Here is a 25,335-nt window from a genome sequence, read left to right as displayed (position 1 = left end):
TTGCGGCGGATGCTCTCAGCAATCCAACACGAGCAGGTCAACCGCGCAGGCTGCCGCAATCGTTCTGTTTAGGCTTCCCATCGGCCGATACGCGCAAACTGAACAGGCGCCTCCCCACGCAGCCAGCGCTAGATACGGTGCACAACCGGGATGCTTAGGGCTGTATTCCCATGAATTCGCAATACGCCCGCGCCGAGGGCCACTCCAATGCCTTGGTCGGGTGTTGCAGTGGCCCCCGTTGGTCGGGGCCAAAAGGAAAACCAATGAACCATGTGTACTCTCGTAGAACCACCACACGAAGCCTGTGCAATGACCTGGCTGCATTCTCACGCTCTGAGACTCTCAACCGCAAAAGTCGAGGCAGCAGCATCTTGTGCCTGTTCGGCATGTCTCCGACCGGAATCGTAGCTGCCGGGAGAGCGAAGTGATCAGGATCAGCAAGAAAATCAAAGGCGTGTCCGTTGTGGGGCAAAAGGACCCTTCGAGCGGCGCTGTTCTGGAGCCTCCGAAGGCGTCTGTCATTGATCGGCTTCGCCTGAACTCCCGAGCAACAGTCGCGGACAAACTCGTGTGGCCGACAAGGCCAGATACTCCTGAAGGGACCATTGGATGGACGAGCCCAGTGGTGCGGAGTCATAGCGGTGCCAAGTTCGCTGTGACCGTCAATTACTTCGGCGAGGACAGTCAGGAACCGTTCGAAGTCCTCGTTCCCTTCGCCGAAGCACCTCGCGGACTGGCCGCTGTCGCCCGACTTCTGTCCTTCGACATGCGGACCAAGGATCGCGCGTGGTTGGCCAAGAAACTCAGCTCCCTGGTTGCAATCACCGGTGATGCAGTCGAGGTCAAACTTCCAGGGCAGTCAGTACCAATTGCTGTCGGGAGCCCTGTTGCGGCCCTGGCTCGCTACGTCCAGATCGCGTGTGATCGCGTCGGCTACCTGAGTCAGATTGAGCCAACCGACTCCGCCATGTTGCGTGCACTTGTCGCGCCAAGCGAGCCTAAAGCGCGCCATGGTGACGTGGGCGCCGCCCGGTATTTTGACGTTGAGAATGCCGGCAAGGGCGACGACTTCCGCGTCTTCATGGCCGAGACCGAGCTCGAAGATGGAGCAGCTTGGCCGCATAGTGTGTGGTTTGCTGGAGCGTTCCCTGCCGCCTGGCACGGCATCGCCAAGCTGCTGTCAAAAGACATGCAAGTTGCCGATCCGGCCTGGATTGGCCTCAAGTTACTCGCACTTCGCGAGGATTCTGAGCCGATGGGTGACCTCTGGGCGTTCTGCCCGATCACACGGAAACAGCGTGTATTCGCAAGCACCCTTGCGTTTGTCGCACAGAGCATCCTGGCCAGATACGTCGCTCTCGGAATCCTTGATGAGAGCGGCAAGGTTGTCGCAAGAAAGCAGCTCAAGCTGTTTAACGTCGAGGCGGCACCGGTCAATCAAGTGCCTGCATCAAAGCAACCATCAGGGATTCAGTGCCCTAGTTGCGGCGAACATTCTGTAGTCATTATGGACGGCTGCCCTACATGCCAGGCATGTGCATACTCAAAATGCGGATAGCCCCAATACGTTCAAACGGCCCCGATCAATCGGGGCCTTCTCCGAGTGCTTCGCAGCGCACTGGGAGAAGGCTCCAACGCTGAGCCCCGTGATCATGACCCAACTTGGGTCCGACTTGCTGGCGATACCAGCTCATCACGTGAAAGCACCCGAGCAGGGCTCTCCCTGCCGGGAAGCCTTGCCTTCCTAATGGAGGACAAATGGAAACATACGATCTTTTCGGAGATTCGCCAGAACAATTCGTCAAGCGCTTTGCCAAGCGTGTGCGTCGAATTGCCAAGGAAACCATGCAGAAGGGCCGTAAGGCCAAACAGCTGGATCTAAAGCTCCGGCTCAACAGATACCCCAAGCGGATGGCCGCCGAAACAGGCGGGTCTGAGTGGACGCCTGCCGAAGTCTCGAAGGTCATTCCTGAAATGCTCGTTCGACAGATCGAACTGATGCTGGACAGGACTTTCTCCGAGAGATTGGAGATTGAAAACTGGGTCTTTAACCCCGACCCAGCTGACCCGCGGAGTTTCGATGTGTATTGCGAGTTCGTCGGGATCGATCCCGATCGCTTCCGATCGGGACTGAGACGGTGCGTAGCACGCACCCGAAAGATCCCACAAAACATTCTGCGCATTGCATCTTGAGGGGAACCAATATGTTCACACGACAAATCCACGACATCCGTCAAATCGTAGGCGCTGCCACTCCTGTTGAGGTTGAAGGCTTCGCACCGGTCCAGCACCCGCTATTGCCCGCGATAAACCCCGTTTACCAGTTCCGCCGGGACCTGCTACGCCCGGTAATCGCGACCTGGAAGCAAGCGCTCCACCGGCATCCACACCAACCGATTCAAGGCCTGTTCTTGACTGGCCCCTCTGGGTCTGGGAAGACGAGTATCGTCACCCAGCTCTTCGCGCGCTTGAATGTCCCTGTCTTTGTGTTTGACGCGACCCGATCTACCGACCTCATGGAGGGCGTCCGGACGGTCGGAATTGAGGATGGCAATACCATCGACCAGCCCGGCGGTATCGTTCAGGCGATGATCGGAGGCTACCCCGTTCTCATCAACGAGGTTGACGTGCTCAAGCCCGAAGAGGGCACCTTGCTCTACTCCATCTTGGACTCTGGGCAGATCGCAACGCCAGACGGACAGGTCGTCAAGGCAGCTCCTGGTTTTGCCATGATCTTTAGCGCCAATACCAATGGCACGGGAGATGACACAGGACTCTATGCTGGTACGCGTCGACAGAGTGCCGCGCTTACGCGTCGCGTACGAGTCGTCGAAGTCGGCTACATGGATGCGGATCAGGAGAAGCGCGTGCTCAAAGCACACTTTCCCGATTTGGATGCTGCATTGCTCGACAAAGTGATGCGGGTGCTCGCCAGCACCCGGAACAGCGCGAACAACGGGTCCGACGGGATCCTTCGAGGTCTCTCAACTGACGAGACTGTCTCTTGGATCAACGACGCTCTGCTCTCCGCGACCATGGAACGCGATGGGCTGAATCCGTTCGTAGAGACTCTCATGTGGAACTACGCAAACAAGCTCCAATACGACGCTCGTGACGCAGTAAGGAAGCTGGCACAGGGCGTGTTCGGCGGAGCAGCAGCGTGACCGATCAGATCGCACTGGTCAGATCTGGCCAACACGGAGAGGTTGTTTGAATTGCCTCAGCGCTTCATGACGGCGTGCTCATCGAGTTTGGGGCACGAGGTAAGACTCTGCGCCCGCTAAAGGTGCCGATCAGTCAGTGCGTTGACAACGACCCTGCACGTGAAATGGCGGACCGCGCCAGCTTGAAGCTTCAAGAGAAAAAGGGCTATCGCCAAGTTGAGGTGGCTACTGTCGTACCCCCGAAGGGCGAGCGCACAAATGACAGCCGAAATCGGCTCAAGATGCCGCTGACAATGGTGAGCAAGCGACCGCTTGAGATTGCCCAGGCGCTGGCCGTCTTGCTTGGATTCATCGGGTCAACCGATGATCCCGCCGTGCTGCAGCTTTCGAACCCCAATCTCCGCTGCAGTCTTGAACTGGGCAAGACAGGAACGATTGACGTTTCTGAACTGCCGGCGAATCTCCGGGTCTTCGTTTCGGCCGTCGCCATCACCAGTGGCGTTGAACTGCTCAACTCTAAGGGTGAGACGGTCCAAGCTTCGAGCGTCTTCCGGGAGTCTCTTGCGAGACTCCCGGCTGAAATCCAACAGGCTGTTGAATCGATGGACGTGATTGTGAGCGTCAGTCGACTGGCATCACGTTCCGGCGTGCAAACGCTGGGATTTTGAGAAACAGCATCCCGGGTAACTCCGGGGTGCTTGTTCGATCAGCGACGCTCTACCTCGATCGCTGATCCAACAAGCACCCGTGGTGGTGCGTGAGCTCTGAGGCCGTTGGCCTCGTCTTGGTCGGTGTTCCGACTCAATCTGTTGCGGCGAAGCCGCCAACCTGTATGCCGTGACAATTCGCGGCTGGAGCTCACAATATGGAAATCAAGAATCCGTTGAATGAAAACGCCCTGTTCCTGGACCTGACCACACGGGTCTGGTCAGGCGAAAAAGCCATCCATCGGGACGCCGACCTCTCATTGGTCGCCAATCAGTTACCACCCAAAGATCTGATGCGGGATGGCGTGAAGCAGATTGTGCCTGGAGCGTTCCTGGCCGAAATTCGGAACATTGCAGCCAAGGCCGAACGAGCGGCTGCCCTCCAAGGTGTTCGCATTTTGAAGGGCTGGGCTGTACCTACCGAATTGGCGGAAGCCACGCACAAGGCACTCCAAGGGATTCAGCGCGAGTGGAACGATCAGGTAGATTACTTGGTCGGAGAGCTGCCCACCGCGTATGCGACTCAGCAAGCCGCCTATCCAACGTGGGCAAGCATGCTGAAGGACGCCCAAATGTCGCCCGCCCAGGTCCGTTCGTCGTTTAGCTTCTCCTGGACGTGGCTTGAGATTGCGGCTCCCCGCAATCACGCGCCAGCGCTTGGTGAGGGGTATGCGTCTCTCGGTGCTCAGGCATTTGAAAGCCTGCTCAAGGACATCGCAACTCCGGCTGCGCGGTTGCTCGTCACTGCTTCAAGGAAAGACCAGGTGACCCAAGCGACACTGAATGCAACGCGACGGCTTGTTAGCAAGCTCAGCAATTTCGCGTTTCTCGACCCGAAGATCGGCCCCGCTGTGGACGCAATTAACGGGACGCTCATTGGGATTCCCGACGGTCGACTCGACCCCACCAGCACGTTTGCGTTGCGAGCCGTTCTGAGCGCGCTGCGTGATCCCGACCAGTTGTGGAGCTATGCATCGCTACCCGAAGCGGCCCCGCCGCAAAAGGCTTTGCAGCTCGCAGGCGGGATGCTTCCCCTCAACTTCTGAGGAAAACATGAATCTGAGATCCATTAAGTCAAGCCTACCGATACTGGTAGGAATGCTGCTCGAAGACGCTCGCGAGTGGCTGGAGCAATCGGGGAAGGCGCTCTCTGTCACCTTCGGTGGTGACCGGACGTCTTCGTCGGGCGACGGCCAGATCAATTTCCAGAGCATCCCCGTGCCTACCGGCACGGCGGATGCGGAATTGGCTGCAATCGTCGATACCTATGTCGCTCTTGCTGTTCATGAGGTTGGGCATCTGGAGCACACCGATTTCGCTCCGTTTCAGGTCCCGTCCCTAGAGAGAGTCATTGCCAATATCCTGGAGGACCGTCGCGTCGATGCATTGCAGTTCAAGCGGTGGCCAGGATTCAAGGCCACCTTCTATCGAAAGGCAACTGTCAAGCTTCGGATCGCGCAAAGTCTCGTGCCGACACCCTCAGACACAGACGCCACGACTATGCTGAACTACTTGCTTCTTCGCTCTGTTGCCGATCAGCTTGGTCATGACGACTGTCTCGGCTTTGCTGAACTGGCTGCGATGGAGGTGGACCGGCGGTTCGGTGCCAATGTCCGAATGATGCTCGATACTCACGCAAAGCTGGCTCCAATGCTGCGCTCGACCGAGGAATCATTCCAAGCCGCAGCAGAGTTGGTCGCACTGTTGAAGACAGCTGCGCAAGAACCAGAGGAGTCAGAACCCGAACGTGGGAATGACACAGATGACGCTGATTTGCCTCCCGATGCAGACGAAACAGAGGCACAGGCAGAAGCATTGGCAAGCGAGAGCGGGGCATCGCAATCCGCAGCCGATCAACGCGTCACTGGCAATTTGGACGAAGAAGATGAGTGCGGGGCGGAGGGCGAGCAGGGGGCAGATTCCAAAGCCACCGAGTTCCGAAAGGCGCTCCGTGCTGTTCTAGAGGACAAGAACGTACCCGATGTGGCGGAACTTCAGCGGGAGGCCGAAAACGAGGAGCTTGGTAAGAGCATCGAGTCCGCGGTCTCGTCTGGTGATGTCGAGACGGTCACTTTCAATCCTCGTGAGCTTCAGATGGACGGCACAGCCCAGCGGTGTCTTCCGCCCAAAGGGCCGATGCCGAACCTGGACCGTATCCGTGCATCGACTGCACTTCTACGCAGCCGTATGGCGGTGCTCCTCGAGGCTGAGTCAGATGCAGACACCGTGCGAGCAGCTTCTGGTCGCAAACTGGCTCCCTCAGGGCCTCGTCGTGCGTTGCTGGGGGATCCACGGGTCTTTTCCCGACGTACTGACGGCGTGTCTCTGAGTACCGCCATATCGATCCTGCTCGACGTCTCTGGATCTATGAAGGATCACGGGCGGCTAGAGATTGCTGTTGAGGCTGCCCTGGCAGCAGCGATGGCTCTGCAGCCATTCGATGAGGCCTCGCTGGCGATCTATTCGTTCCCGGGAAATGGGTGCTTGAAGCACTTCGATGAGTCTATTCGAAGCGCCTTGCCCAAGTTCGCGCTGTCGACTTGGGGCTCAACGCCAATGGCGGAGGCCATCCTCATCGCGACCGGTGAGCTGGTCAAGCGTGACGAAGCGCGCAGGATTCTCGTCGTCATCACGGACGGCGAACCCGATAACGCTCCGGCAACTCGTGCTGTCGTCCGAGGGATGCAAGCTGCCCAAGTCGAATGCGTCGGGATCGGTATTCAACTTCCGGCCATCACGGGGATCTTCCCTTGCTCCCGAGTCATTCAATCAGTTGACCAATTACCGCAGGCTCTGATGGCCACCCTCAAAAACCAAATCCTTGCAGCAGCGTGAGGGATATCCATGAAACTCGAAAAGGAAGACATCTTGCGAATGGCAGAGGGACATTGGTCGTCAGTGATGGCGGCACTCGTACCCTCGGTCGACTGGGCGCACCTCTGCGCACGGCCTGATCGAAACGAGACTTCCTGCCCCATTCATGGCGGGAATTCGGGGAAAGCGTTCCGAGTTGGCAAGCAGTTTCAAGTCAATGGAACAACCCTTTGTCACTCATGCGGCCCGATGGATGGCCTGGAATTGATTCGAGCGGTGAACTGCTACTCCTTCCCGCAGGTGCTTGAGGCAATCTATGAGGCCCTCGGCGGCCGCGTAGTTGTACCGGTCGTCAATCGTACGCCAGTAGCGCCAACACCGCTGCGAACACCTGCTGAGGACCAGCAGCTGCGGAACTATCTGGGTCGGGTTTGGAACGAGAGCATTCCGCTCTCGCATCCTGATGCCGGGCCAGCCAGACTCTGGTTCCGGAACAGGGGACTGCCGGGCTGGGTTCCTGCTGTTGATTCGGTCCGATTCCACCGCGCATTGCCCTATCGGCACAAAGAAGAGGAGATCGGGAAGTACCCCTGCCTCGTATCAAGAGTGCTCGATCGTGATGGCCGTCTCGTGACGCTCCACCGTGGTTGGATCACAAACAAGGGAGAAAAGCCTGATTTGCCTGGCGATACCAGAAAGTCACTTCCGATCCCGACTGACTGTCGAGTTATGGGCGCGGCCACGCCGCTTCGCTCAGTGGCTGATGACGTCGTGCTGCATGTGGCTGAAGGCCTTGAGACCACCGCATCGGTTGACGTCATTACGCTTGGCCGGAATTCTGTTTGGTCCTGTCGGACGGCCGGCGGCCTCGCGAATGTCGATATTCCAGCGTCAACGAAACTCGTGTGTATCTGGGCAGATCGCGACCGCGATCAAGTGCGTGGCAATGACACGATCCTCGGAGGTGCTGGTTTGGAGTCGGCGCGCGAGCTGTATTCTCGGGTTGTCGCAAACGGGCTGACCGCCCTGATGATTGTGCCGCCCGACGCGATTCCAAAGTCGAGCAAGAGCCTCGATTGGAACGACATGCTCTTGCATTTCGGGGTGACCCGAATCAGAGAGCATGGCGACTTCGCGACGAGACTCGATGCAGCAATCGCAAATGTGCTGAAAGGCCAACAAGTCTGATCAATGGAAATAGGGCCCCCGCGACAACGTCGCGGGGGCCTTACTGTTTCTGATCTCGTGAATTTGCGAAAGCAGCTGCTGTGCGTAGAAATAGACAGGTGCCACAACAAGCAAAGGAGAACGCAACGTGTCCTTGGCCATTGACCAACAACCTCTCTACCTCAACGACATCAATCGGGTACTCGCCCAGATTGGTCTCTCCCAGTTGACCGCGGACCAGTGCCGGCTCGCCGGCTCTCGATACAAGCACGATGACATCAAGGCTGCCTTGAAGGAGGCGCCAACCAACGCTTCTTGGCGCACATGGCTCCGGGAACTCGTCGAATTCGTGCGCTCTTCGTCTGCACCGACGTCGCAACCGCAGATGCCACCACCGTCTCGGCGGGAGGCGAAGCTCCAGCCTGCCTTGGCGGCCGCGCAAACCCCGGCAGTCCCTGTCCCTAGCAACTGCCAAGCGAAAGAGAGCCGGCTCGCTGAGATCAACCGTGTGCTGGTATCAATTGGCTGTCGCCCGCTCACGACAATCCAGGCCCAGACCCTGGCAACCAAGGTCTCAACCGAGCACCTCAAACGCGCTATTGCCGCTGCCCAAAGTAGTGCCAAGGCAGCAGAGTGGCTCAGGAACGCAGTCACGAAAGTCTCACCCCAAGAACCTGCCCAACCTGCCAATCGGCAACATGACCCGACCAATCGCACGACCTCTCGGACAGCCCAGCAGCGGGACCAGCCTGCTCTACCGCGACGGGCGGCACCCGCGCCAGTCGACTCTCAGAACCAGTCTGACCGGCGCCAGGTCATCGCATACGGGGCAAAGGCCGCGATCGCCTTTACGGAAACTGACCTTCAGCCCCACCAGCAGGAACGTACGGGCTACCTGCGATCGATTCTGATCAAGGCAGCGCAGGCGAAGGATGGGCAGGATTGCAAGAAGGGCGTTGCCTGGAATACCGCAGTCGTGGTCAATCTCGGCCCACATGAGGTTCAGCTGATTGCCGCCGTGCTGTTGAATCGAATCCCGTCTGCACGATTTGCGGGCCATGGGCACACTAATGAAAAGTGGTTCGAATTCTCCCAGATTAGCGATCAGAAATTCAAAGGCAGCCACATGGCTACCTTCTGCGAGGGCAGAGGCAGCCCAAAGATCAATGTTCGCATCACCCACAACGACGTGGGACGGATACTGAGCATGTTCTTGCGCGTATGCTGCCATCAGCTTGGACTGGAAAGTCAGGCAGCACTGGTACTGCCGACGATTCACGCGGTTGCGGCGCAGTATGGAGAGGCGATGAATCGAACTCGGAACGCCAATTGAAGCGGAAACCAAAACGCCCGCCGACGTTTCAACAATTTCCAATCGACACAGCAGCATGATTGAGTCTAGGAAGGTCAACGTAATCAAGCAGCCCTGATTGGCTGCGCGTGCGATGACCAATTGCGATTCACCGAGCGCATCCGAATCCTCGGTGGTCATTTAAGAGGACGAGAACCATGGCAAGAGGCATCAACAAAGTCATTTTGGTTGGCAATTTGGGTGCTGATCCAGAGACCCGGTACACCCAGAATGGTGGCGCAATCACCACCATCAAAGTCGCGACCTCGGAGTCGTGGAAAGACAAGCAGACCGGTGAAAACCAAGAGCGCACCGAGTGGCATCGCGTCAAGTTCTTCGGCCGCCTGGCTGAGATCGCTGGCGAATATCTGAAGAAGGGTCGCCAGGTTTATGTCGAAGGCTCTTTACGCACCGACAAGTACACCGACAAAGAAGGCATCGAACGCTACACGACCGACATCATTGCCAACGAAATGCAGATGTTGGGTGGCATGGGCGGCGCTGAAGGCGGCGGTCGCGAAGGTGGTGGTCGTGAAGGTGGCAGCCGCGAAGGCGGCGGTGGTCGCTGCGGCAATGAACGCAGCAGTGGTGGTGGCTACGAAATCCGCCGCGGTGGCAATGAAGGTCGCGGCGGCGGTGGTGGCTATGGCAACCGCAACAACGATGCCCCGCGTGGCACCCCAGCCCCGCAGCCGTCCAGTGCGCCGTTTGAGGATGATGAGATTCCGTTCTAAGTTTCTAGCATCTGATTATCTGTTGCGTTTTGCTCTGAAGCCCTCTTTTTTGAGGGCTTCACTGCGCTGAGGGGATGTTCGTGGTCACGGCACAAGTGCTATCCGCGCAACTCTGGATCAAATCGGTCTCACGCAATCGTCTATGCTCCCGAACGCTCAAAAGCGCGTTCGGGACGCTTATCCCTCACCCAAGTCATGGCAGCACGGCTGCCGCCTCAGTACCCTGGTCCAAGCCGGTTTCCCTCGGTTCATTGACGGTCCTAGGTCTGACACTCGTTCTCCAACCCAGGCGTTCAGCCCAAGGTAGGTATCCAATGTTGAGTAGTGCTATGCTCCCGCCATCTGGCGAGAACCGGGCGCCATTTGGCGCACACATCATGAAGTCAGCCGTTGTAAAAACTGTTGCCACAACGCTTGGCATCGAGCTGCCGACGTTCCTGGATCTTGTGGGCATCCCAGGTCGCACGTTTGTCCGTCGGGCTCGTGGCTCCCTCACTGATCTTGAAGCCGACCGCGTGTCTCGCGTGAAGCGCGTATGGGCAGAGGCCGTGCGTGTCTTCGGGTCGCCCGAGAAGGCTCGTTCATGGTTGCAGACGCACAACCAGTTCCTTGATGCACAGCCAATCTCCCTTCTTGGGACTGATGCCGGCGCAACCGCCGTCAGTGAAGAGATGGCAAGGATTGCGTGGGGCGATCTTGCATGATCGTCGCCCGCATCACCAAGCGGGCATTTGCAGATCAATCTTTGTCGGGCCGGGGCGCCATGCTGTACTCCGGTCGTTGGCACTCCAAGGGAACACCCATCGCGTACACCGCAAGCACGGCGAGCCTGGCGCTCCTTGAGCTTTTGGTGCATGTTGATCGGAATAGCATCCCAAATGATCTGATGCTCCTGATGTTTGAAATTCCCGACGAGTTCGTCGGAGAGTGCACCACGCTTCCAAAGCGGTGGAACGCCACTCCGCACGCTCCCTACGCCCAGCGATACGGCGACCGCTGGGCCGCTCGCGGCGGCGTCGGGAACGCCACTCTCGCCTTGTCAGTCCCAAGCGCAATTCTCCGTACTGAGCGCAACATTCTGGTAAACCCCTTGCATCCCGAATTTGGGCGCATCAGGCGGGTATCCAGCCGTTCGCTCGCCATCGACAGCCGTCTCTTCGGCTAATCCGTTTGTCCTTCTGAAAAAGGTGCCCGATCGCTCGGGTGCTCAGGGATTCCTATGTCTTCTGATCCAGAGTTTCAGCGAAAGGAGAACCGATGCGAACACAGTTTCCGCTCGTAACGACGCCCTGCGAAACGCAGGAGCAGCTCGTTTCCGTCTTGTGTTCGTCGGACTTTCTCACGGTGCTCGATCACGCATTGATCGGGAACCACTTGTGGGTAGTGCAGCAACATCCCGCGAAGGGACCTGTTCTGTACTGCCATGTCCTGATTCAACGAAGAGCTGGGTGGGCCTACCGAACGATTTCGGAAGCTCATGCCCGCAGCCTTCTTGACTGTCCGCCGCGTTTGCTGGAGCAAGCGCCGGTCACCAACCCCTCTTGGCGCGCCGCCGTTGCTACGGCCGCTGCCTAAAAGGAATCGATATGCATCAATACGTTCTTCAGGGTGCAAACCGCGCCTTGTCCCACCACGAATTGCCCTATGTCTTGGGCGACTTAGTCGATCGATCACCGGTTTCGCGCAGCGTCAATCAAAATTGGTTTCGATTCACTCTTGGTCGCTCCGCGTCGACGCTCATCGTCATCACCTCGCGCATCCGAGAACACAGCTTTTGGATTCATGGCATTGTTCGGGAACACCAACCCGGCATGGGGTTCATCTGCGCAGATGGCCGCGCCTCAACGGGATGTACCCAGGTGCTGTACTTCGGCCCGTCGCGCTGCACAGTTCGATTCCCGCTGCAGACAGTCTTGGAGTTCTCTCCAAACATCAGTGAATCGACACGCCGCCAGTTTGCGATGAACGATATTCGGGTACTCCTCGACTCGAACGAGATTCGGGAGCGTACCCCTCGTCACCGGAGCGCAGCGTGACAGTCTCCAGGCCAATAAACGTATCCTTGGCAGCCTTCCCGGGGCAGTCCCTGGACGCCAGCTTGGCCAAGGCCACGCTGGCAGCGGCCTCAGGCCACGAGTCAATCAAGCCGCTCTCGGCGCAGGACGTTCAGATCTGTCCTCAGGTCTCGACGAGGATGACCGAGGAACTGGCGCACTCGCTGCGGTCGCAGTTTCCAGACTTGCGCTGGCGACTCCACGCCAATGTGTGGGTACGCGAACGGCGAGTGATCCGCGACCTTGCTGACTGGAACGCCGATCGACAGTACTTCGTCGAGCTGGCAACTATCAGCCAAGCCCTGCATGCGGCAGCGTATACCGCTCATGCAGGGCTTCGGTGTCGTTCCTCACTCAGCGAGGCTATGAATGCGACCCGAGCCGCGGCTGACTTGTTTCAGTGCCGTGTCGGCATTGAGGGGCACTATCCCACCAATGGCGATCAGTTTTTGCTCTCAAGTTGGGGCGAATATGCGTTGCTGCTCAGTGCTCGCGTCGACTACGCGATCGACCTCAGTCATCTCCACATTGTTGCCACTGCATCAGGCAAACAAGAGCGAGGACTTGTTTCAGAGCTACTGGCCTCAGAGCACTGCATCGAAGTCCATCTCTCTGGCAACGATGGTACACGTGACCAGCACGTGGCGATCGATGGCGGCGAGTGGTGGCTTGAGCTTGTCAACGCGGCCCATCAGGACGCGACACTCTTTACCGAAGAGATTCGAGAGCGGCAGGTGCTCCGACGCCTTTCTTAGTTTGATCCACTGATCTCACCACGAGACCGCCCCACTTGGGGGCGGTCTTACTCTATCTAGGAAACACCAATGAACGACACGCCTGATCAGAGCCGCGAAACGAATCGCGTTCTATTCGAACGCTTGGCGCTGCAGATCGATAGACTGGAACGAATGTGCGCCGATATCCGAGCAACCCCCGCAATACAGGCACTTCATGAATGGGAAGCCCTCTGGAAGGCCGCATGCGATCGATGGAGTCACTCTCTGCCAGAGCGTCTCCACCTCGCTCCGCTACCGCTGTCAAATCTCAGAGCGACCGTGCTGGTTGCAATCGCCAGGCGAGAGGAAGCCCTGACTGGAGAAAACTGGCGGGAGTTCTGGGCGGAAATCGACGTCCTGCAGGAACGTTTGAATCAGCTTGTACCCGATCCAACTGTCCTTTTTGTCCTGAAGGCGCATCTCGAAGCTGTAACGCGCGAAAGTGAGTCGACAAAAGCACTGGTCTCGGCCCGAATTGGGAAGATCACCGCTGGATTCTCTTTCCATGGGTGGACGACCGAGTCCACACTCTTGAAGGGGCTTATGGCCACTGCCATCGCTCCGAAGAATCCCGTTGGGCCTGAAATCAAACTGGCGCATGAGCATGTGTCCAGGGTCGTCGATCAACATCGATTCCGCTATGACGAGCGGATCGCTTCCGATCGCGCGTTGTCGCTGTGGAAGCAGGCGACATCTGACGAGGTAGTCGAAAACCTTCGAACGAGCATTGCGAGCTCCGGGCTCCGCAGCATGAGATGGTGGCTTGGATTCAAATACAGTCAGACGCCTAAACCGCCAAGGGTGAAAGGATCTACGGTACTCGTCGACGTCAGCGCCTCTGCAGTCAAGACGCAGCAAGGATACAAGTCTGAATCTCAAATCGCCTTACTGACCGGCCTATCGGCCTTTAGTGAGTGGGCTACCGATCACTGCGGCCTCAGTCCGCTCGATATTGAAGAACTTTGGCTATGGGATCGGCATGATCGGAATTTCGAGACCGGCCGCCGCTTTCGCCTTGCTGAAGACATGACCGTTGTGATCTTCGCAAACAAGGTGACGCTGGAAATGTCGGTTCGCCGCGCCGAAGCACTGAATGAGTATTGCTCTCAACCGAGAGATTGACTCCATGAATGTGCTCGTCGGCTTCATGCCGGCGAGCACCCCAGGCCCGAGTGTTGTCAAAAGCCAAGGGGCTTTCGACAGGATTTGGTGCCATGAGCACCTCGCATTGGGGAGCGCCTTCCCCTCATCCTGTAACCACTGGAGTACCCATCATGTCCTGGTATGAACGCATGCGTTCCCAGCAGAGCCGTGGCCAAACCACAGCAAAGCCAGCTCGATTGGGCGGACTCGCCGAAGCCCGGCGTCAAACGCTCGGTCAGTATTTCACACCCGATGCAATTGCTGCGTTGATGTTCGCAATTGCAAAGCAGGCAGTGGATCACCTCGTCAATCCTGACAGTCGGAAGGTCTCAATTCTCGACAACAGCATCGGAAGCGGTCGCTTGATCCAATTCGCTGATCCGTCCATCCACAGCATTTTCGGAATCGACGTCGACACGCCGCTCCTAGAAACCCTTGGAGAAGCACTCCAGGAGGGCGGATTCACATTCCAGTTGAGTCACGTCGGCATGGAGAATGTCGTTCCAAGGGAGTTTGATGTCTGCCTTGCGAACCCGCCGTTCAGTTTGACTTTGTCTAGTCCAAACATGACAGCCTACCCTTGTACATCGCATGGCAAGTTTGGCCCGAACACATCCAGTCTTTCGCAAGACTATGCGCTGCACCAAGCACTCAGTGCAGCTCAGGTGGTCATTGTATTGTTGCCGTCGACCACGGCTGTCCAAGTGGAGGCGGACCCGCACCTTAGTTGCAGGCTCCGTGCTTCAATCCAGCTGCCAGCGAATGCGTTCCGTTCTGAGAATGCATCAGTATCAACACGAATCCTCGTCTTCGGCCCCAACAAGCGTCCCACGACGCCTGTTTCGGTGTTATGGGAGCCGGGCGATCCGATTCCGACGATTCCCGACATGCGGGCGACTTCCCTGGCTGATCGGAAGGCACGACTCCAAGTCCACGCGCACGATCAGGGAACCCCTGTCATTACGAGGCCTGTCACCAGCGATGTTACCGTTCGGCTCACACGGAAGAGACGCATGTTGAAGGTCCAATTTCGATGCGGACTTGCAGAAGCCAAAGGCCTCAACGCGATCATGAGAAGCCACGTGCCGCATCCGCCGCACCCGGCGGAACATCGGTATCCGACAGGCGTCAGGTACACCGGCCAGGGCGCACTGTACCTTGACCACCACCTGTGTTCGGCCGATCCAGTTCAGTCTATTGAGCGAACGGTCATCGGCGCGCTTCAAAGCGAAGGACTGCATGTGGAAGTCGACCCAGGACTGATGCCATTTGTCCGGAAGGCAAAGCGTCGGCTGATTCGTCAGTTGACGCCGTTCGCCAGATTTGCCTGGATAAACAGCAATTCGTTGGGGCAACTCCCCTTGACAGAGCACTTCGAGGTCGTGTCTCCCAAGAAGCAGCTCTTAGCTCCTTTGATCTGGGGTTCGCCCATCGTCCCTGAGTCGGCAACACTGCCTGTGAAGGCTGTCGACACGCCCAAAGGGCGTGGATACTCGGTTTCGTGGAACGGAGCAAGCGCAACGCTCACCGGCGAAGAATTGCTCAAGCGCTTCGCCTTGCCCGAGGTGAGACAAAGCGGCTGGATTCAGGTCGAAGAGGGTCGCCTCGGCAAGTTCCCGAGCTTCGAGTCATTCTTGCGCAAGCGTATGGAGCGACTGGGAATTCGCGACTGGCTTTGGGACTTTCAAGCTGACGACGTGATCGAAGTGATGCTGGGCACGACTGGTGCCTTGCTCGGCCATGAAATGGGGCTTGGAAAATCGCGATTAGCCCTGGCACTGGCATTGATGTCTGTTGGCCGGCACGCCTTGATCGTCACGGAAGCCCACCTAGTGTTCGAGATGCTAGCCGAGATCCGAAAGATCGGATTGTCCAAAGATAGCTGGCAGGTCATCGAGTCCGAGCGCGAGCTTCAGACTCTCCGGAAGATCAATCTCATCTCGTACTCGCGACTCCGGTTGCCGGTGTCCAATACGAAACCGAAGCTGACGTTTGCTCACGCGCTCAGGCGGCAGATCCACACCATTGTTGCCGACGAGGTCCACGTAGCCGCTCATCCAGAGTCGCAGCAGAGCAGGGCACTCGCGATCGTTGGAGCGCGCTGCCGATTTGGGATGACTGGAACACCGATTCCTAACTACCCACGCGACCTCTTGCCAGTCGCGACATGCGTCGTCGGCGCGAACAATCCGCTTCAGCCCTATGGCCATGGTCCACTGTGTAGCGAACGCAATGCCGTCTCGATGGACTTCGTGCCACGAGGTGTCGACGCGTTCCGCGAGCGTTTTGTCACACTGGATTGGGTCACCAACGAGTTTGCTGAGTCGATGCAAACAGGAGCCAAGCGGGAGCTGCCAAGGATTCGCGACGTCCCAGGCTATCGCGAATGGATTCGCTGCATTTTGAAGCGACGGGTTCGACAAGAGCCACAGGTAGCCAAGCACGTCCGAATCCCCGCCTTTCAGACCGTAATCCACGAAGTGGTATTCGATGATGCCCATTTGTCGCATTACCTCGCAGTGGCAGACGATTTTGCAGAGTGGTACCGGGCGGAAAAGGCGCGGTGTCAGCGCGATGGCAAGGTCCTCAATTTGATGCTTCTGATTCGGCGAATCCAAGAACTCACGTTCGCACTGAACTTCCCCCAGCAGCGTCGTGATACTCCATCTTGTTACCGAGGCGGCCTAACGTCGAAGCAGCGCTGGGTGATCCAGCATTGCAATGCACTTCGAGATCAAGGCGAGCGATTCATAGTGTTCGGTCACTCGCCCGGCTTGTTGGATCTTCTGGAACAAGAGCTGGCCAAGCAAGGAACCGTCGCTCCTGCACTTCATGGCAAACTGCCACCGCGGCGGCGCATGGATCGCCTCGACTCGATGTTCCGGAACGGAAGTGCTCACGGAATCTTGTTGAGCTACCAAGCAAACAAGAATGGACTCAATATTGCCCAGGCGAACCGGGTCGTGCTCTATGACCGTGACTGGACTGCTAAGACCGAAGACCAGGCAATCGCCCGGGTGTTGAGGCCAGATCAATCGAAGCAGGTCACAGTCGACTGTATCCATGTTCAGGGCAGTCTCGATCTGTACATGGATCAGACCGTTTCCGCCAAACGCCAGGCAGCCCACGCGGGCCTTGACTGGGGCGAAAGCCAGAGCGGCTCCTTCGTGCATATGGACGAACTCGTCGAACGATACGTCCGCGATCTTGCCACACGACGCGGGTTGGACCCACATCAAGCAAGGAGGCTGATGAAATATGTCGCATAGTCGAGGAGGGCAGTTGACCCTCACAGATACCCACGCCGTTTTTAGATCGTCCGCCCAGTCTCAACCGCAGATTGCGGTGATCCTTGGTCGGGACGAGAAAGATGGACGCGAACGCGTCTTCTTGGATCGGACTATTGCCGGAACTGCCCTTCTGCCAGACGGATGGACCGATACCGGTGCTGTCACGACCATTCTGACACGTCGCTCAAGCTGACCGGTCCCCCCCCCGAAAGGGGGGACCTTTACTATCCGCGCAACTCGCCAGAATTTTACCAAATCCACTCCTGATAGCCTTTACCGGCAATTCCCTGCAGCGGGTAGCTGCCATCACGAAGTATTTCCCGAGGACACGTTGCCTCGGGCAGGGTGTCCTCCTTGTCTTTTGGAGACCCCCATGACTCATCCTCTCTGGATCCGCCCGGCAAGGCACGCTCCTGCACTGGCTACCTGGTTGGCCCCGACGCTCCCACTTTCGTCTCGCCTTCGAGGAGCGTGCCGGTGAGCGCAGCCGTCGAGTATCGCCACTTCGCAATATCCCTTGGCACCATCGGTGGTGAGGAAATCAGAAAGCGCTGTCCCGACAATTTGGACTTCGCTTTGCGCCTACCTGACGAGCTATACCTTGTGTTTGCCGAAGTCGGAAGCACCAGCACCAGAACCAACTCAGGTCAAATTGTTAGGAAGTGGTTCCTGACCGCTGCAGGTACGCAATACAACGTGGTAGCCCAAGCCGTTTACAGCGCACAGGGAGCCCACTCCGGACTCACAAAACTTCGTGGTCGCGACGTGACTCCCGAACGCTACATCTCGCTGTACCGCGGCTTGTTGAAACACGCAGCACCATTCGATTCACTTTCACTCGGTTACTCACTCACGATTGAGCTGCCAGACGAATGGAACAGTAAGGCAGGATTGCCTTTATGCCGCCGAGCTCGCGGCGCACATCCTCTCACTGATAGTAGCCTCATCAGCTCCAAGCTTGGACGTAGCCGAGTACGTTGGGATGCCAACGCATCACCGGCACTGACGGTCGCATTTGATGGCTCGCTTGAGTCCCACGTGATTCTTACATGGCTGTGTCAAGCGCAGTATGAAGGCAACCGAGAACCGAGCTTCCTGCGAGTGGATGACACCACCGCGGAAGCCCTCTACTCAGCGGCACAGTGCATCTCAGGGTGAACGCCCGCCAGGGAGCGATTCCGAATCAGCAGGGGCCAAGTGCCCCTGCGTGATCCAGAGTCGCTGCTACTGAATCGTTGCTGCGAACCCACCCCGGATCCTCATCTGAGTCGGCCGTAGACGGCTGAGATCAGCATCTGGGCAACAGCCCGAACGTTCGTCGAGCGACATCGACGCAATAAGTACACGGCTCAATAGCGCCGTTCTCACACCCCAAAAAGGCAGCAACTGCTTCAGCAGTCATCAGGAACTCACATGGAAACACTTACGGAAACCCGGTGCGACCAAAGCACGCCCGAAGAGGCAGCTTTGACCGAAGCCTCCCGTTCGATCAGCCTCACAGCACAGATTCGGGTCCTCCTCGAATTGATCGTAGACACAATGCGCACGAACGGTGTGGAAATGATCGAAATGGACTACGCGGGCAGCGGAGACTCGCAGGACGAATTCAATGTAGACCCCGAATTCCCAGGCGTGTTCAAGTGGAGTGATGGTCAACCGTCCTCCGACGCAATCAGACAGGGAACGTTCTACGAGATGTGCAAGCACCTCCAAGATCTCGTACTACGCAAGAATAATTGTGACTGCTACGAGGACAATGATGGTGGATCAGGGTCGATATCGGTATTTGCTGCAGGAGAGCTTGTTCTCGACCACCGCGACTATTTCACGGACAGTTACTCAACTCACGATGAAATATCGCTTTCGGCAGATCGGGGCGAAAGTGTCCACGTCGCTAACGCTGACGCCCCGCTTACAGCATCGGCGTCGACAGTGTCCCAGTCTCAGCCCAGTCAGTCACCCCAAAACGCGCTTCCGATGGATATCACCAGGGTTCTAGCCCACTCCCTATCCGATCTGATCGAGCAGCTCGAAGGCGTCGGTATCGCTCTGCCAGGCTGTACAGAGGGCCAGTGGCACGGAACAGAAGGTCTCGACTTCTCAGATGCCTATGGCGCGCTTGCTGGAGCCAAGGCCGCGCATTTGCTCCCCTAACCAAAGCACGTGACGCCTTCTGGACGCACTCAGCGTCAGAGAAGCATCTCGTTCAACCTTTGAGAAACCCAAATGGAATCGAGTCAGCTCGAATACAAACCAGCCACCTCCTGTTCAAGTGCCGAAGCACGCCTCGCGCTCGCAGCCGCACTTCAGCCAACGGAGATCTCGGAAGTCATTGCATGCTTCACGAAACGCAATGACACTGTCGAGATTACCGATATTTGCCCCAGCGAACTGCCGCTCGTCCGCTTCAAAGGCCGTCCCAGACCATTCGGAACCGTGCTGAAGCACATCATTCGGGTGGAGTCAGACCGCTTTGAGGCATGCCAAGGAACGATTACGGTCACCGACAGCCCACGCTTCGCGATTGATCAAATCGGCAAACCAAAGACGCTCGTCGCGCCCTGAGGGCGCACTCAGTCACCCTCACTTCAATCAAAGCCCGAACTGCGCCGCTGGCGCGGTCGGGCTCCCAGAGGAACCGATATGAACCCTTCATCAGTCGGGCACGCGAGTGCCCAGGATCTCAAGTCCTCACTAGACAGACTTCAGCAGCTCACGCAGCAACGATATGAGGCTTATGCCCAAGCCATCTGCGTGTCGTTCTGCATTCTCAAGGCGATCGTCCCGAACGTATTCGCGGTGTCGCCAGAAGTGGAAGCAGACTTCGACGACTCCGGCAATCGTGCCGAACGGCTCCGCGGAATCTGGCTCGAATCCAATACGTGCGCTGGTTACGATGTCCCAGGCCTCGCTGTTGTCTCACGACAAGCACTCATAGTCGGTGATCGGCAGACCAGAGATTTCTATGGCGCGTCGCCCCAACCTGGGGAGCGGCTGGTCGATGCCGTCATCCGGAGAGTCGGCAATGACCTCGGCATCAATGACGTGCAAGCCCGGTCTCTCATGGCAACAGCAGACTTCTTAGTTCAGTTGATTACTTGCCGACATGAGATTGGATCCTTGGCGCGCGATACGGCTCGTGACACCGGCAACGATGCTCCCACACAGACCTCGTGATGCAACATGACCATCCAAACAACACGTACAGAAGGCGAGTTCCGCCGACTACTTGTCGACCGACTCGCTGAGTCCACCGACGCGCGCGACCGTCTCGGCGCGGCATTACTCAGTTTGTTTGCGCATACAAAGCGCCTCACGCTAGGCGACGCAATTCGAACTGCCGTTGACATGGGATTCAACGATGATGACGCTGTGGCAGCGATGGAGCGGCTTGCGCGGCCGAATTCTGCCAATCTGAAACGCTTCTATGTGGATTGCTGGTCCGATGAGATGCGCACGGTCAGCTACGCTGAATTGCAAGAGCGTGCATCTGGTGGAAACGAGGCATTTATGAAGTGGGCTTCCCAGGTCGAAGTTGTCTGGGCGCTCGACCACGCTGATGCGATCGGCGATCACCATTCAGGTCAGGAGTCACAACGCTCATGACCACCGACAATTGTTGTACGCGTCTTCAGACCGCATTCGCTGCCTTTGACTATGCTCACGCTCAGCTGCGCGCAGCAGCCTTTGCTGTCGTTCAGAGTCTCGTGCCAAATGTAGCCACCATTGAGCCTGACATGCACACAGAGTTTGACGACGCCGGCTTGCAGTATCCGCTCTATAGAGGTGCCAAACTTCTTTGTCGCCACTCCAGTGTCTTTGTGCCCGATGAGGATGCAGTGTACTTCGACGGATCATCTCTTGACGCCGAGACCGAAGCGCTAGCATTGGCTCTGCAGGGAGAGAATCCCGAAATGGACGAGACTTCAGCCCGTGAAGCCTGTTTGGCTCAAAGGCTCGGAATCGCGATCACCGATCTCGGCCCACTCACTCAGGCAATCTCATGGCTGTCCCGCGAGCACTTGGGTGATGCCTTTGATATTCCGCGTCCATCGGACGATCAAGGGCTCGCCTCTCGTCCAACCAACATTGACTCCCCGGATCTGGCCGATCTCCTGGAGGACCTTGAATCACGTGACCATCCGACACTCCGTGTCACTCGGACTGAACCAACCGTATGAGCCTTGACGAATCATCTCTGCAGTTGTCAGATGGAGATGGGCCAGGTTCTGCCGACCGAGATCAAGTCCATCAGCGCGCCAGCAGCATCATTGATGCTTGGCGGGATGCCAAATGCATAGCATCTACCTGGGACAGCCTCACAACAAACTACGCCAAGAAGCATAGAGAATACGGCTATCCGTTTGAGCCAGCAGTAGCGCACGAGGGCTACCGGAGGAGATCCATAGACGACGTCTTCCGAGCCAAGCTTGAAGAGCTCGCAATCGATGCCCTCGCTTTTGGTCGTGTGGCCATTGAGGTGAACTTCGCCCAGCCTTTCGATGCCGCCGCCCATTGGGAGATGCTCTGCGTAACCTATCGACCAGAACATGCCCAAACAGCCGCACATCGACAGGCTGCAGTTCAAATTGTCCAATCACTACCGTTTGGGGCTCTAGCGCCATCTTTGCGCCGAGGCAATGCGAAATCTCTCGTCACGGTTCGGCCTGGTGCAACCAGCTTCAAAGTTCCAGTGAATTCACAGGTGTACTCCGACAAGACCACAAGATGGCTCCCCCATGGAAGTCACGATCGTGTCTTGAAACTGGTGAACGCCTTGGCGTTTTTCGGCGCATGGCTCGAGGGTGATCAACACAGCCAGGTTACTGGGGCGATCGAAATGCTTGCCTCTGCAACCAGCGGTTTCTCGTCGCGTCTCAAAGCAAGAGTCGGCCCTGTGTTGCTGACTCTTTTCAGCGAACACCTTGACGTGCGTGTCCCAACCCCAGTCTGCGAAAAGCTCAATGAGTACCTGACTACCTTTGCTCACGAGGAGTTTCAAGCTGCGCTTCGCGACAGATGGTCGCAATGGCGGCCTGATTTGAAACAGTTCTTTCAGAATTCCACCGCTCCGGCCTAGGGGTTGGGCGATAGGCGCAATACCCTAGTGCTGATTCCAACACGTCAACCAAACCCTGCCGGGCGACCGGCGGGGTTTCGCTTTTCTGCGGTCCTCTCGGCAACAAACAATTTCAAGCACTCGTCGCGGTGTTTGCCAGAGAGCCATCCCGAGGCAGCCAACTTCGCCATACAACCTTCGAGGGAGAGCGAAGACCACTCTGCCATCGCGCACAGATGAACTCATTCCCTTGAAAAGCCCGGAAATTCCCTAGGTTTGTGCGGGAGGAAACTACTCGGCGACGGTTAGGCTTTATTCAAACCCGCGTTGCTAGAGTCCGCGGTTACAATTTGTTGCCAACCTCCTTGGGGTCAATTACCAGTGCGAAAACTACCTGTCCGAGTTGCCACTTTTGCAGCGCTCACTATCGTCGGGGCTCTGAATTGTTCAGCCGTAATCGCCGGCACTGTAGGCATTGCTGCTCCGCTGCCAACACTGCTACCTGCTAACGGCCCGGCTTTCGTTGATCGACCGACCCACGTCACATCCAGTGATCGATTCCTCTATGTGTCCGAGCAGGCGACGAATGCTATTCGCGAATGTGAGGTTGACCTTATCGGAGGCGGATGTCCTCGGACTATCGGCATCGCCGGCGGTGGAACAGGAGGCGGCCAGTTTCAGTCGCCTCAACAAACAGTGGTCGTGGGCACTGACCTCTTCGTCGCCGACCAAGGAAACAATCGAATTCAGCGACTGAGCCTCGTCAATGGCGCTTATCAGTCAGAATTCGGCACCGGGGGCGCCGGGCTTGGCCAACTGAGCGCGCCGACTGGGCTGGCTTACAACCCGGGCAACGGCCGCATCTACGTGAGCGAGCTTGGGAACGATCGAATTCAGATGTTCGGCCTTGATGGAACTCCCCTCGCTACGTTTGGCTCACCAGGTTCTGGCGATGGTCAACTGGATGATCCAACGGCCCTGGCACTAGACTCGTTCGGAAATCTCTACGTTGCGGACACCAACAACAACCGAATTGTGGCCTTCTCAGCTGATGGCGTCTTTCTGCGAGTCGTTCGTTCCGGCGTTGCGAGTCCCAAAGGCGTCGCAGTAGACGAGTCCGACTTGATTTGGACGGTATCGCCGACCACTAGCCAGCTGCTTGCGATCAATAGGGCCGGCGATACCGTGGTCGCCTACGCAGCCTCTCGACACCCTGGGAACCACGCCAACAATCTCCGTGAAGCTCGGGGCATTGCAATCTTGAATCCGCGGAGTCCGGGCTATACCAAGGGTCGCCCGCTCGTAATGGTTGCTGACAACGACCAGAGTTTCATTGTTGGATTTCAGATCGGGAACGCAGCTCGCGAGTACCGGCTGATCAAGACATTCCAAACCACTCTTACATCAGCCGGGCAAATAGCACTCGATCGCTTTGACAACCTCTATGTCACGAGCCCACTTCAGGCTCGCGTGCACAAGTACGATAGCAACGGCGCACTGATCGCTTCGTGGGGTTCACAAGGCAGCGCCCCCGGGCAGTTCAATACGCCCTACGGGATTGCCGTCACCACCGATGATAGGGTGTTTGTTTCCGACACTCTCAACCACCGCGTGCAGCAGTTCGATTCAGTTGGTACCTATCAAAATCAGTTTGGAGTGCAAGGCGCTGGCATTGGGGAGCTCAACATGCCAATGATGCTCACGGCAAGGTTTGGGACTTTTGTCGTTGCTGATTCCGGAAACGGCCGAATTGTCTCCTGGACTCCAGGCAGTTTCTTCCAGCCCATCGGCTCTCAAGGAAGCGGGGATGGAGAGCTTAGCCAACCCGCAGCGAGTAGTCTCGACCTCAGGAGCGGCCGGACGTTTATCTCAGACTCTGGCAACAACCGCATTGTGGAATTTGACGGAACTGATTTCCTATCTAACTTCGGCGCCGGCATTGTTGGGACTGCATCCCTAAACAACCCTAGAGGGATTGCAGTTGACCAACGCGGAAGCGTGTTCGTAGCGGACAGCGGAAACCATCGCATCGTGCAATTCAGCGCCCAGGGCGATTTCTTGTCGGAATTCAGTACGCCCGCAAATCCCGAAGGCGTTGCGATCGATGCTGTTGGCCGAGTTTACGTTAGCTTCCTAAACTCCGGCGTCGTGAACGTCTATGGTGCGCTTCGCGGCGGCATTGATGGCATCGGTGTCTACCGCCCGAGTACCAAGACGTTCTTGCTGCGCAGGACCGCTACCACTGGCACGCCAGATCTTTCATTCACGGTACCCGATGCGGAGCCCGGCGATCTGCCGGTCATAGGCGACTGGAACGGTGATGGAGTCGACACGCCGGGCCTACAGCGAGAGAGTGTGGTCTACATATGGGATCGATGGGACAACATCTCGATTGCGAACTCGGTGCGACAAACAGGCGGCGTTTTTGGCGAAAGGTATGCAACGGCTGACTGGAACATTGACGGGCTGTCGGACATCACCAGTCACGAAAGTATCATCGGTGAAACGCGCTTTTACGACGAGATTTTCGCCACCCGGGCTCAGTACTTGTATGTTTTCGGTTCGCCTGCAGGGGAAGCAGTGTTTGGCGACTGGAATTCCGATGGCTTGATCACGGAAGCCCGATATGTTCCCACAACTGGCTTGTTCAGGTTCACGAATCAGCTTGCACAGGGTTCCGTTTCCTTGGATGGGACCAGCGCCATTGGACCTGCCAACAGTCGTCCCCTCGCCGGCGATTGGGATGGCTCTGGACAAGATCGCGTTGGGGTCTTCGATCCGGTGACGAAGTCGTTCTTTCTTGACAGTCAATCCGGAATAGTCCAGATCTCGTTGGCCCCAGCTCAACCCGGTGTTGTTTTCAGCGATAGCTTCGAGGACTTTGTGCCACCAGCAGAAGCTGCGCAGGACATTCCAATTTCCGGTCGTTGGCCACGGTAACGCACCGCAAGTGTTCAGTCACCGAGAGGCTCTACACCGAGCCTCCGGCGAATTGCTGAGACATTGACCGTTCCGGCAAAACGCTTAGCGCATTGAACCTTCGGCGCCGGTCAGCTAGGCTCACAGTCACCTCAGA

General features: G+C 57.3%; 23 protein-coding genes and 1 pseudogene. 23 read left to right on the top strand and 1 reads right to left on the bottom strand.

Going from position 1 to position 25,335, the window contains the following annotated elements; genetic code table 11:
• Positions 1-424: 424 nt before the first annotated feature.
• From C7S18_RS24025 to C7S18_RS24665, 8 genes and pseudogenes are all read left to right on the top strand, one after another.
• Complete coding sequence (locus tag C7S18_RS24025; protein WP_106894283.1) at positions 425-1,558, top strand: hypothetical protein; 1,134 nt, start codon at positions 425-427, stop codon at positions 1,556-1,558.
• A 200-nt stretch (positions 1,559-1,758) separates the two neighbouring features.
• The gene (locus tag C7S18_RS24020) at positions 1,759-2,193 is read left to right on the top strand and encodes a hypothetical protein (protein ID WP_106894282.1); all 435 of its coding nucleotides are present in this window, start codon (positions 1,759-1,761) and stop codon (positions 2,191-2,193) included.
• Positions 2,139-3,164, top strand: coding sequence for an AAA family ATPase (locus tag C7S18_RS24015; protein ID WP_170113499.1), 1,026 nt, complete (start codon positions 2,139-2,141; stop codon positions 3,162-3,164). Before C7S18_RS24020 ends, C7S18_RS24015 begins: the two co-directional genes overlap by 55 nt.
• Before the next feature lie 74 nt (positions 3,165-3,238).
• Positions 3,239-3,832 (top strand): hypothetical protein, encoded by a 594-nt coding sequence (locus C7S18_RS24010; RefSeq protein ID WP_146152127.1) that lies wholly within the window; start codon positions 3,239-3,241, stop codon positions 3,830-3,832.
• A 197-nt stretch (positions 3,833-4,029) separates the two neighbouring features.
• Entirely contained in the window at positions 4,030-4,917 is an 888-nt protein-coding gene (locus C7S18_RS24005) for a DUF3150 domain-containing protein (RefSeq protein WP_106894279.1), read from the top strand.
• Positions 4,918-4,924: 7 nt separating this feature from the next.
• Positions 4,925-6,706: a VWA domain-containing protein gene (locus C7S18_RS24000; protein ID WP_170113498.1), complete on the top strand. Its 1,782-nt coding sequence runs from the start codon at positions 4,925-4,927 to the stop codon at positions 6,704-6,706.
• Between the two features lie 9 nt (positions 6,707-6,715).
• A pseudogene (locus tag C7S18_RS25480) lies at positions 6,716-7,378 on the top strand (DUF7146 domain-containing protein); the annotation flags it as partial.
• A 63-nt stretch (positions 7,379-7,441) separates the two neighbouring features.
• On the top strand, positions 7,442-7,873 hold the full coding sequence (locus tag C7S18_RS24665) for a toprim domain-containing protein (RefSeq protein WP_170113497.1): 432 nt from the start codon (positions 7,442-7,444) through the stop codon (positions 7,871-7,873).
• 733 nt (positions 7,874-8,606) lie between these two features.
• Here C7S18_RS24665 and C7S18_RS24365 read toward each other — a convergent pair.
• Positions 8,607-9,344, bottom strand: coding sequence for a hypothetical protein (locus C7S18_RS24365; RefSeq protein WP_146152126.1), 738 nt, complete (start codon positions 9,342-9,344; stop codon positions 8,607-8,609).
• A gap of 17 nt (positions 9,345-9,361) precedes the next feature.
• On the opposite strand from C7S18_RS24365, the gene ssb reads away from it, so the two are divergent.
• The 15 genes from ssb (at position 9,362) to C7S18_RS23910 (ending at position 25,199) form a co-directional block, all read left to right on the top strand.
• Entirely contained in the window at positions 9,362-9,937 is a 576-nt protein-coding gene (ssb, locus tag C7S18_RS23985) for a single-stranded DNA-binding protein (protein WP_106894275.1), read from the top strand.
• 377 nt (positions 9,938-10,314) lie between these two features.
• Positions 10,315-10,641, top strand: a complete 327-nt coding sequence (locus C7S18_RS24660; protein ID WP_170113496.1) for an antitoxin Xre/MbcA/ParS toxin-binding domain-containing protein — start codon at positions 10,315-10,317, stop codon at positions 10,639-10,641.
• Positions 10,638-11,102 carry an RES family NAD+ phosphorylase gene (locus C7S18_RS23975; protein WP_106894273.1) on the top strand — a complete coding sequence of 155 codons (465 nt, stop codon included), beginning with the start codon at positions 10,638-10,640 and terminating at the stop codon, positions 11,100-11,102. The genes C7S18_RS24660 and C7S18_RS23975 overlap by 4 nt, the downstream gene beginning before the upstream one ends.
• A gap of 376 nt (positions 11,103-11,478) precedes the next feature.
• Positions 11,479-11,973: a hypothetical protein gene (locus C7S18_RS23965; RefSeq protein ID WP_146152125.1), complete on the top strand. Its 495-nt coding sequence runs from the start codon at positions 11,479-11,481 to the stop codon at positions 11,971-11,973.
• A 158-nt stretch (positions 11,974-12,131) separates the two neighbouring features.
• Positions 12,132-12,746 carry a hypothetical protein gene (locus C7S18_RS23960; RefSeq protein WP_106894270.1) on the top strand — a complete coding sequence of 205 codons (615 nt, stop codon included), beginning with the start codon at positions 12,132-12,134 and terminating at the stop codon, positions 12,744-12,746.
• A 69-nt stretch (positions 12,747-12,815) separates the two neighbouring features.
• Positions 12,816-13,889, top strand: a complete 1,074-nt coding sequence (locus tag C7S18_RS23955) for a hypothetical protein (RefSeq protein ID WP_106894269.1) — start codon at positions 12,816-12,818, stop codon at positions 13,887-13,889.
• A gap of 92 nt (positions 13,890-13,981) precedes the next feature.
• Complete coding sequence (locus C7S18_RS23950; RefSeq protein WP_170113495.1) at positions 13,982-17,179, top strand: helicase-related protein; 3,198 nt, start codon at positions 13,982-13,984, stop codon at positions 17,177-17,179.
• Positions 17,180-17,677: 498 nt separating this feature from the next.
• Positions 17,678-18,358, top strand: a complete 681-nt coding sequence (locus C7S18_RS24360) for a hypothetical protein (protein WP_146152124.1) — start codon at positions 17,678-17,680, stop codon at positions 18,356-18,358.
• Positions 18,359-18,613: 255 nt separating this feature from the next.
• Positions 18,614-19,354, top strand: coding sequence for a hypothetical protein (locus tag C7S18_RS23945; RefSeq protein WP_106894267.1), 741 nt, complete (start codon positions 18,614-18,616; stop codon positions 19,352-19,354).
• Positions 19,355-19,426: 72 nt separating this feature from the next.
• The gene (locus C7S18_RS23940) at positions 19,427-19,765 is read left to right on the top strand and encodes a hypothetical protein (RefSeq protein WP_106894266.1); all 339 of its coding nucleotides are present in this window, start codon (positions 19,427-19,429) and stop codon (positions 19,763-19,765) included.
• A 78-nt stretch (positions 19,766-19,843) separates the two neighbouring features.
• Positions 19,844-20,377 carry a hypothetical protein gene (locus C7S18_RS23935; protein ID WP_146152123.1) on the top strand — a complete coding sequence of 178 codons (534 nt, stop codon included), beginning with the start codon at positions 19,844-19,846 and terminating at the stop codon, positions 20,375-20,377.
• A 171-nt stretch (positions 20,378-20,548) separates the two neighbouring features.
• Positions 20,549-20,806, top strand: coding sequence for a hypothetical protein (locus tag C7S18_RS24775; RefSeq protein ID WP_146152122.1), 258 nt, complete (start codon positions 20,549-20,551; stop codon positions 20,804-20,806).
• On the top strand, positions 20,803-21,381 hold the full coding sequence (locus C7S18_RS23925) for a hypothetical protein (protein ID WP_106894263.1): 579 nt from the start codon (positions 20,803-20,805) through the stop codon (positions 21,379-21,381). Before C7S18_RS24775 ends, C7S18_RS23925 begins: the two co-directional genes overlap by 4 nt.
• Positions 21,378-22,280 carry a hypothetical protein gene (locus tag C7S18_RS24350; protein WP_146152121.1) on the top strand — a complete coding sequence of 301 codons (903 nt, stop codon included), beginning with the start codon at positions 21,378-21,380 and terminating at the stop codon, positions 22,278-22,280. The genes C7S18_RS23925 and C7S18_RS24350 overlap by 4 nt, the downstream gene beginning before the upstream one ends.
• 546 nt (positions 22,281-22,826) lie before the next feature.
• Positions 22,827-25,199, top strand: coding sequence for an NHL repeat-containing protein (locus C7S18_RS23910; protein WP_146152120.1), 2,373 nt, complete (start codon positions 22,827-22,829; stop codon positions 25,197-25,199).
• Positions 25,200-25,335 lie beyond the last annotated feature (136 nt).

The organism is Ahniella affigens (assembly GCF_003015185.1).
Lineage (GTDB): Bacteria > Pseudomonadota > Gammaproteobacteria > Xanthomonadales > Ahniellaceae > Ahniella > Ahniella affigens.
This window is presented reverse-complemented; position numbering and strand designations above follow the sequence as displayed.

Bases quoted from the DNA above. Each gene is read 5' to 3' on its own strand.
- C7S18_RS24350 (WP_146152121.1), top strand. From the start codon at position 21,378: ATGAGCCTTGACGAATCATCTCTGCAGTTGTCAGATGGAGATGGGCCA.
- C7S18_RS23945 (WP_106894267.1), top strand. From the start codon at position 18,614: ATGGAAACACTTACGGAAACCCGGTGCGACCAAAGCACGCCCGAAGAG.
- C7S18_RS24365 (WP_146152126.1), bottom strand. From the start codon at position 9,344: ATGACCACCGAGGATTCGGATGCGCTCGGTGAATCGCAATTGGTCATC.
- C7S18_RS24775 (WP_146152122.1), top strand. From the start codon at position 20,549: ATGGGATTCAACGATGATGACGCTGTGGCAGCGATGGAGCGGCTTGCG.
- C7S18_RS23950 (WP_170113495.1), top strand. From the start codon at position 13,982: ATGAGCACCTCGCATTGGGGAGCGCCTTCCCCTCATCCTGTAACCACT.
- C7S18_RS23935 (WP_146152123.1), top strand. From the start codon at position 19,844: ATGAACCCTTCATCAGTCGGGCACGCGAGTGCCCAGGATCTCAAGTCC.
- C7S18_RS23925 (WP_106894263.1), top strand. From the start codon at position 20,803: ATGACCACCGACAATTGTTGTACGCGTCTTCAGACCGCATTCGCTGCC.
- C7S18_RS24000 (WP_170113498.1), top strand. From the start codon at position 4,925: ATGAATCTGAGATCCATTAAGTCAAGCCTACCGATACTGGTAGGAATG.
- C7S18_RS24660 (WP_170113496.1), top strand. From the start codon at position 10,315: ATGAAGTCAGCCGTTGTAAAAACTGTTGCCACAACGCTTGGCATCGAG.
- C7S18_RS23960 (WP_106894270.1), top strand. From the start codon at position 12,132: ATGACCGAGGAACTGGCGCACTCGCTGCGGTCGCAGTTTCCAGACTTG.
- C7S18_RS23975 (WP_106894273.1), top strand. From the start codon at position 10,638: ATGATCGTCGCCCGCATCACCAAGCGGGCATTTGCAGATCAATCTTTG.
- C7S18_RS23940 (WP_106894266.1), top strand. From the start codon at position 19,427: ATGGAATCGAGTCAGCTCGAATACAAACCAGCCACCTCCTGTTCAAGT.
- C7S18_RS23955 (WP_106894269.1), top strand. From the start codon at position 12,816: ATGAACGACACGCCTGATCAGAGCCGCGAAACGAATCGCGTTCTATTC.
- C7S18_RS24005 (WP_106894279.1), top strand. From the start codon at position 4,030: ATGGAAATCAAGAATCCGTTGAATGAAAACGCCCTGTTCCTGGACCTG.
- ssb (WP_106894275.1), top strand. From the start codon at position 9,362: ATGGCAAGAGGCATCAACAAAGTCATTTTGGTTGGCAATTTGGGTGCT.
- C7S18_RS24020 (WP_106894282.1), top strand. From the start codon at position 1,759: ATGGAAACATACGATCTTTTCGGAGATTCGCCAGAACAATTCGTCAAG.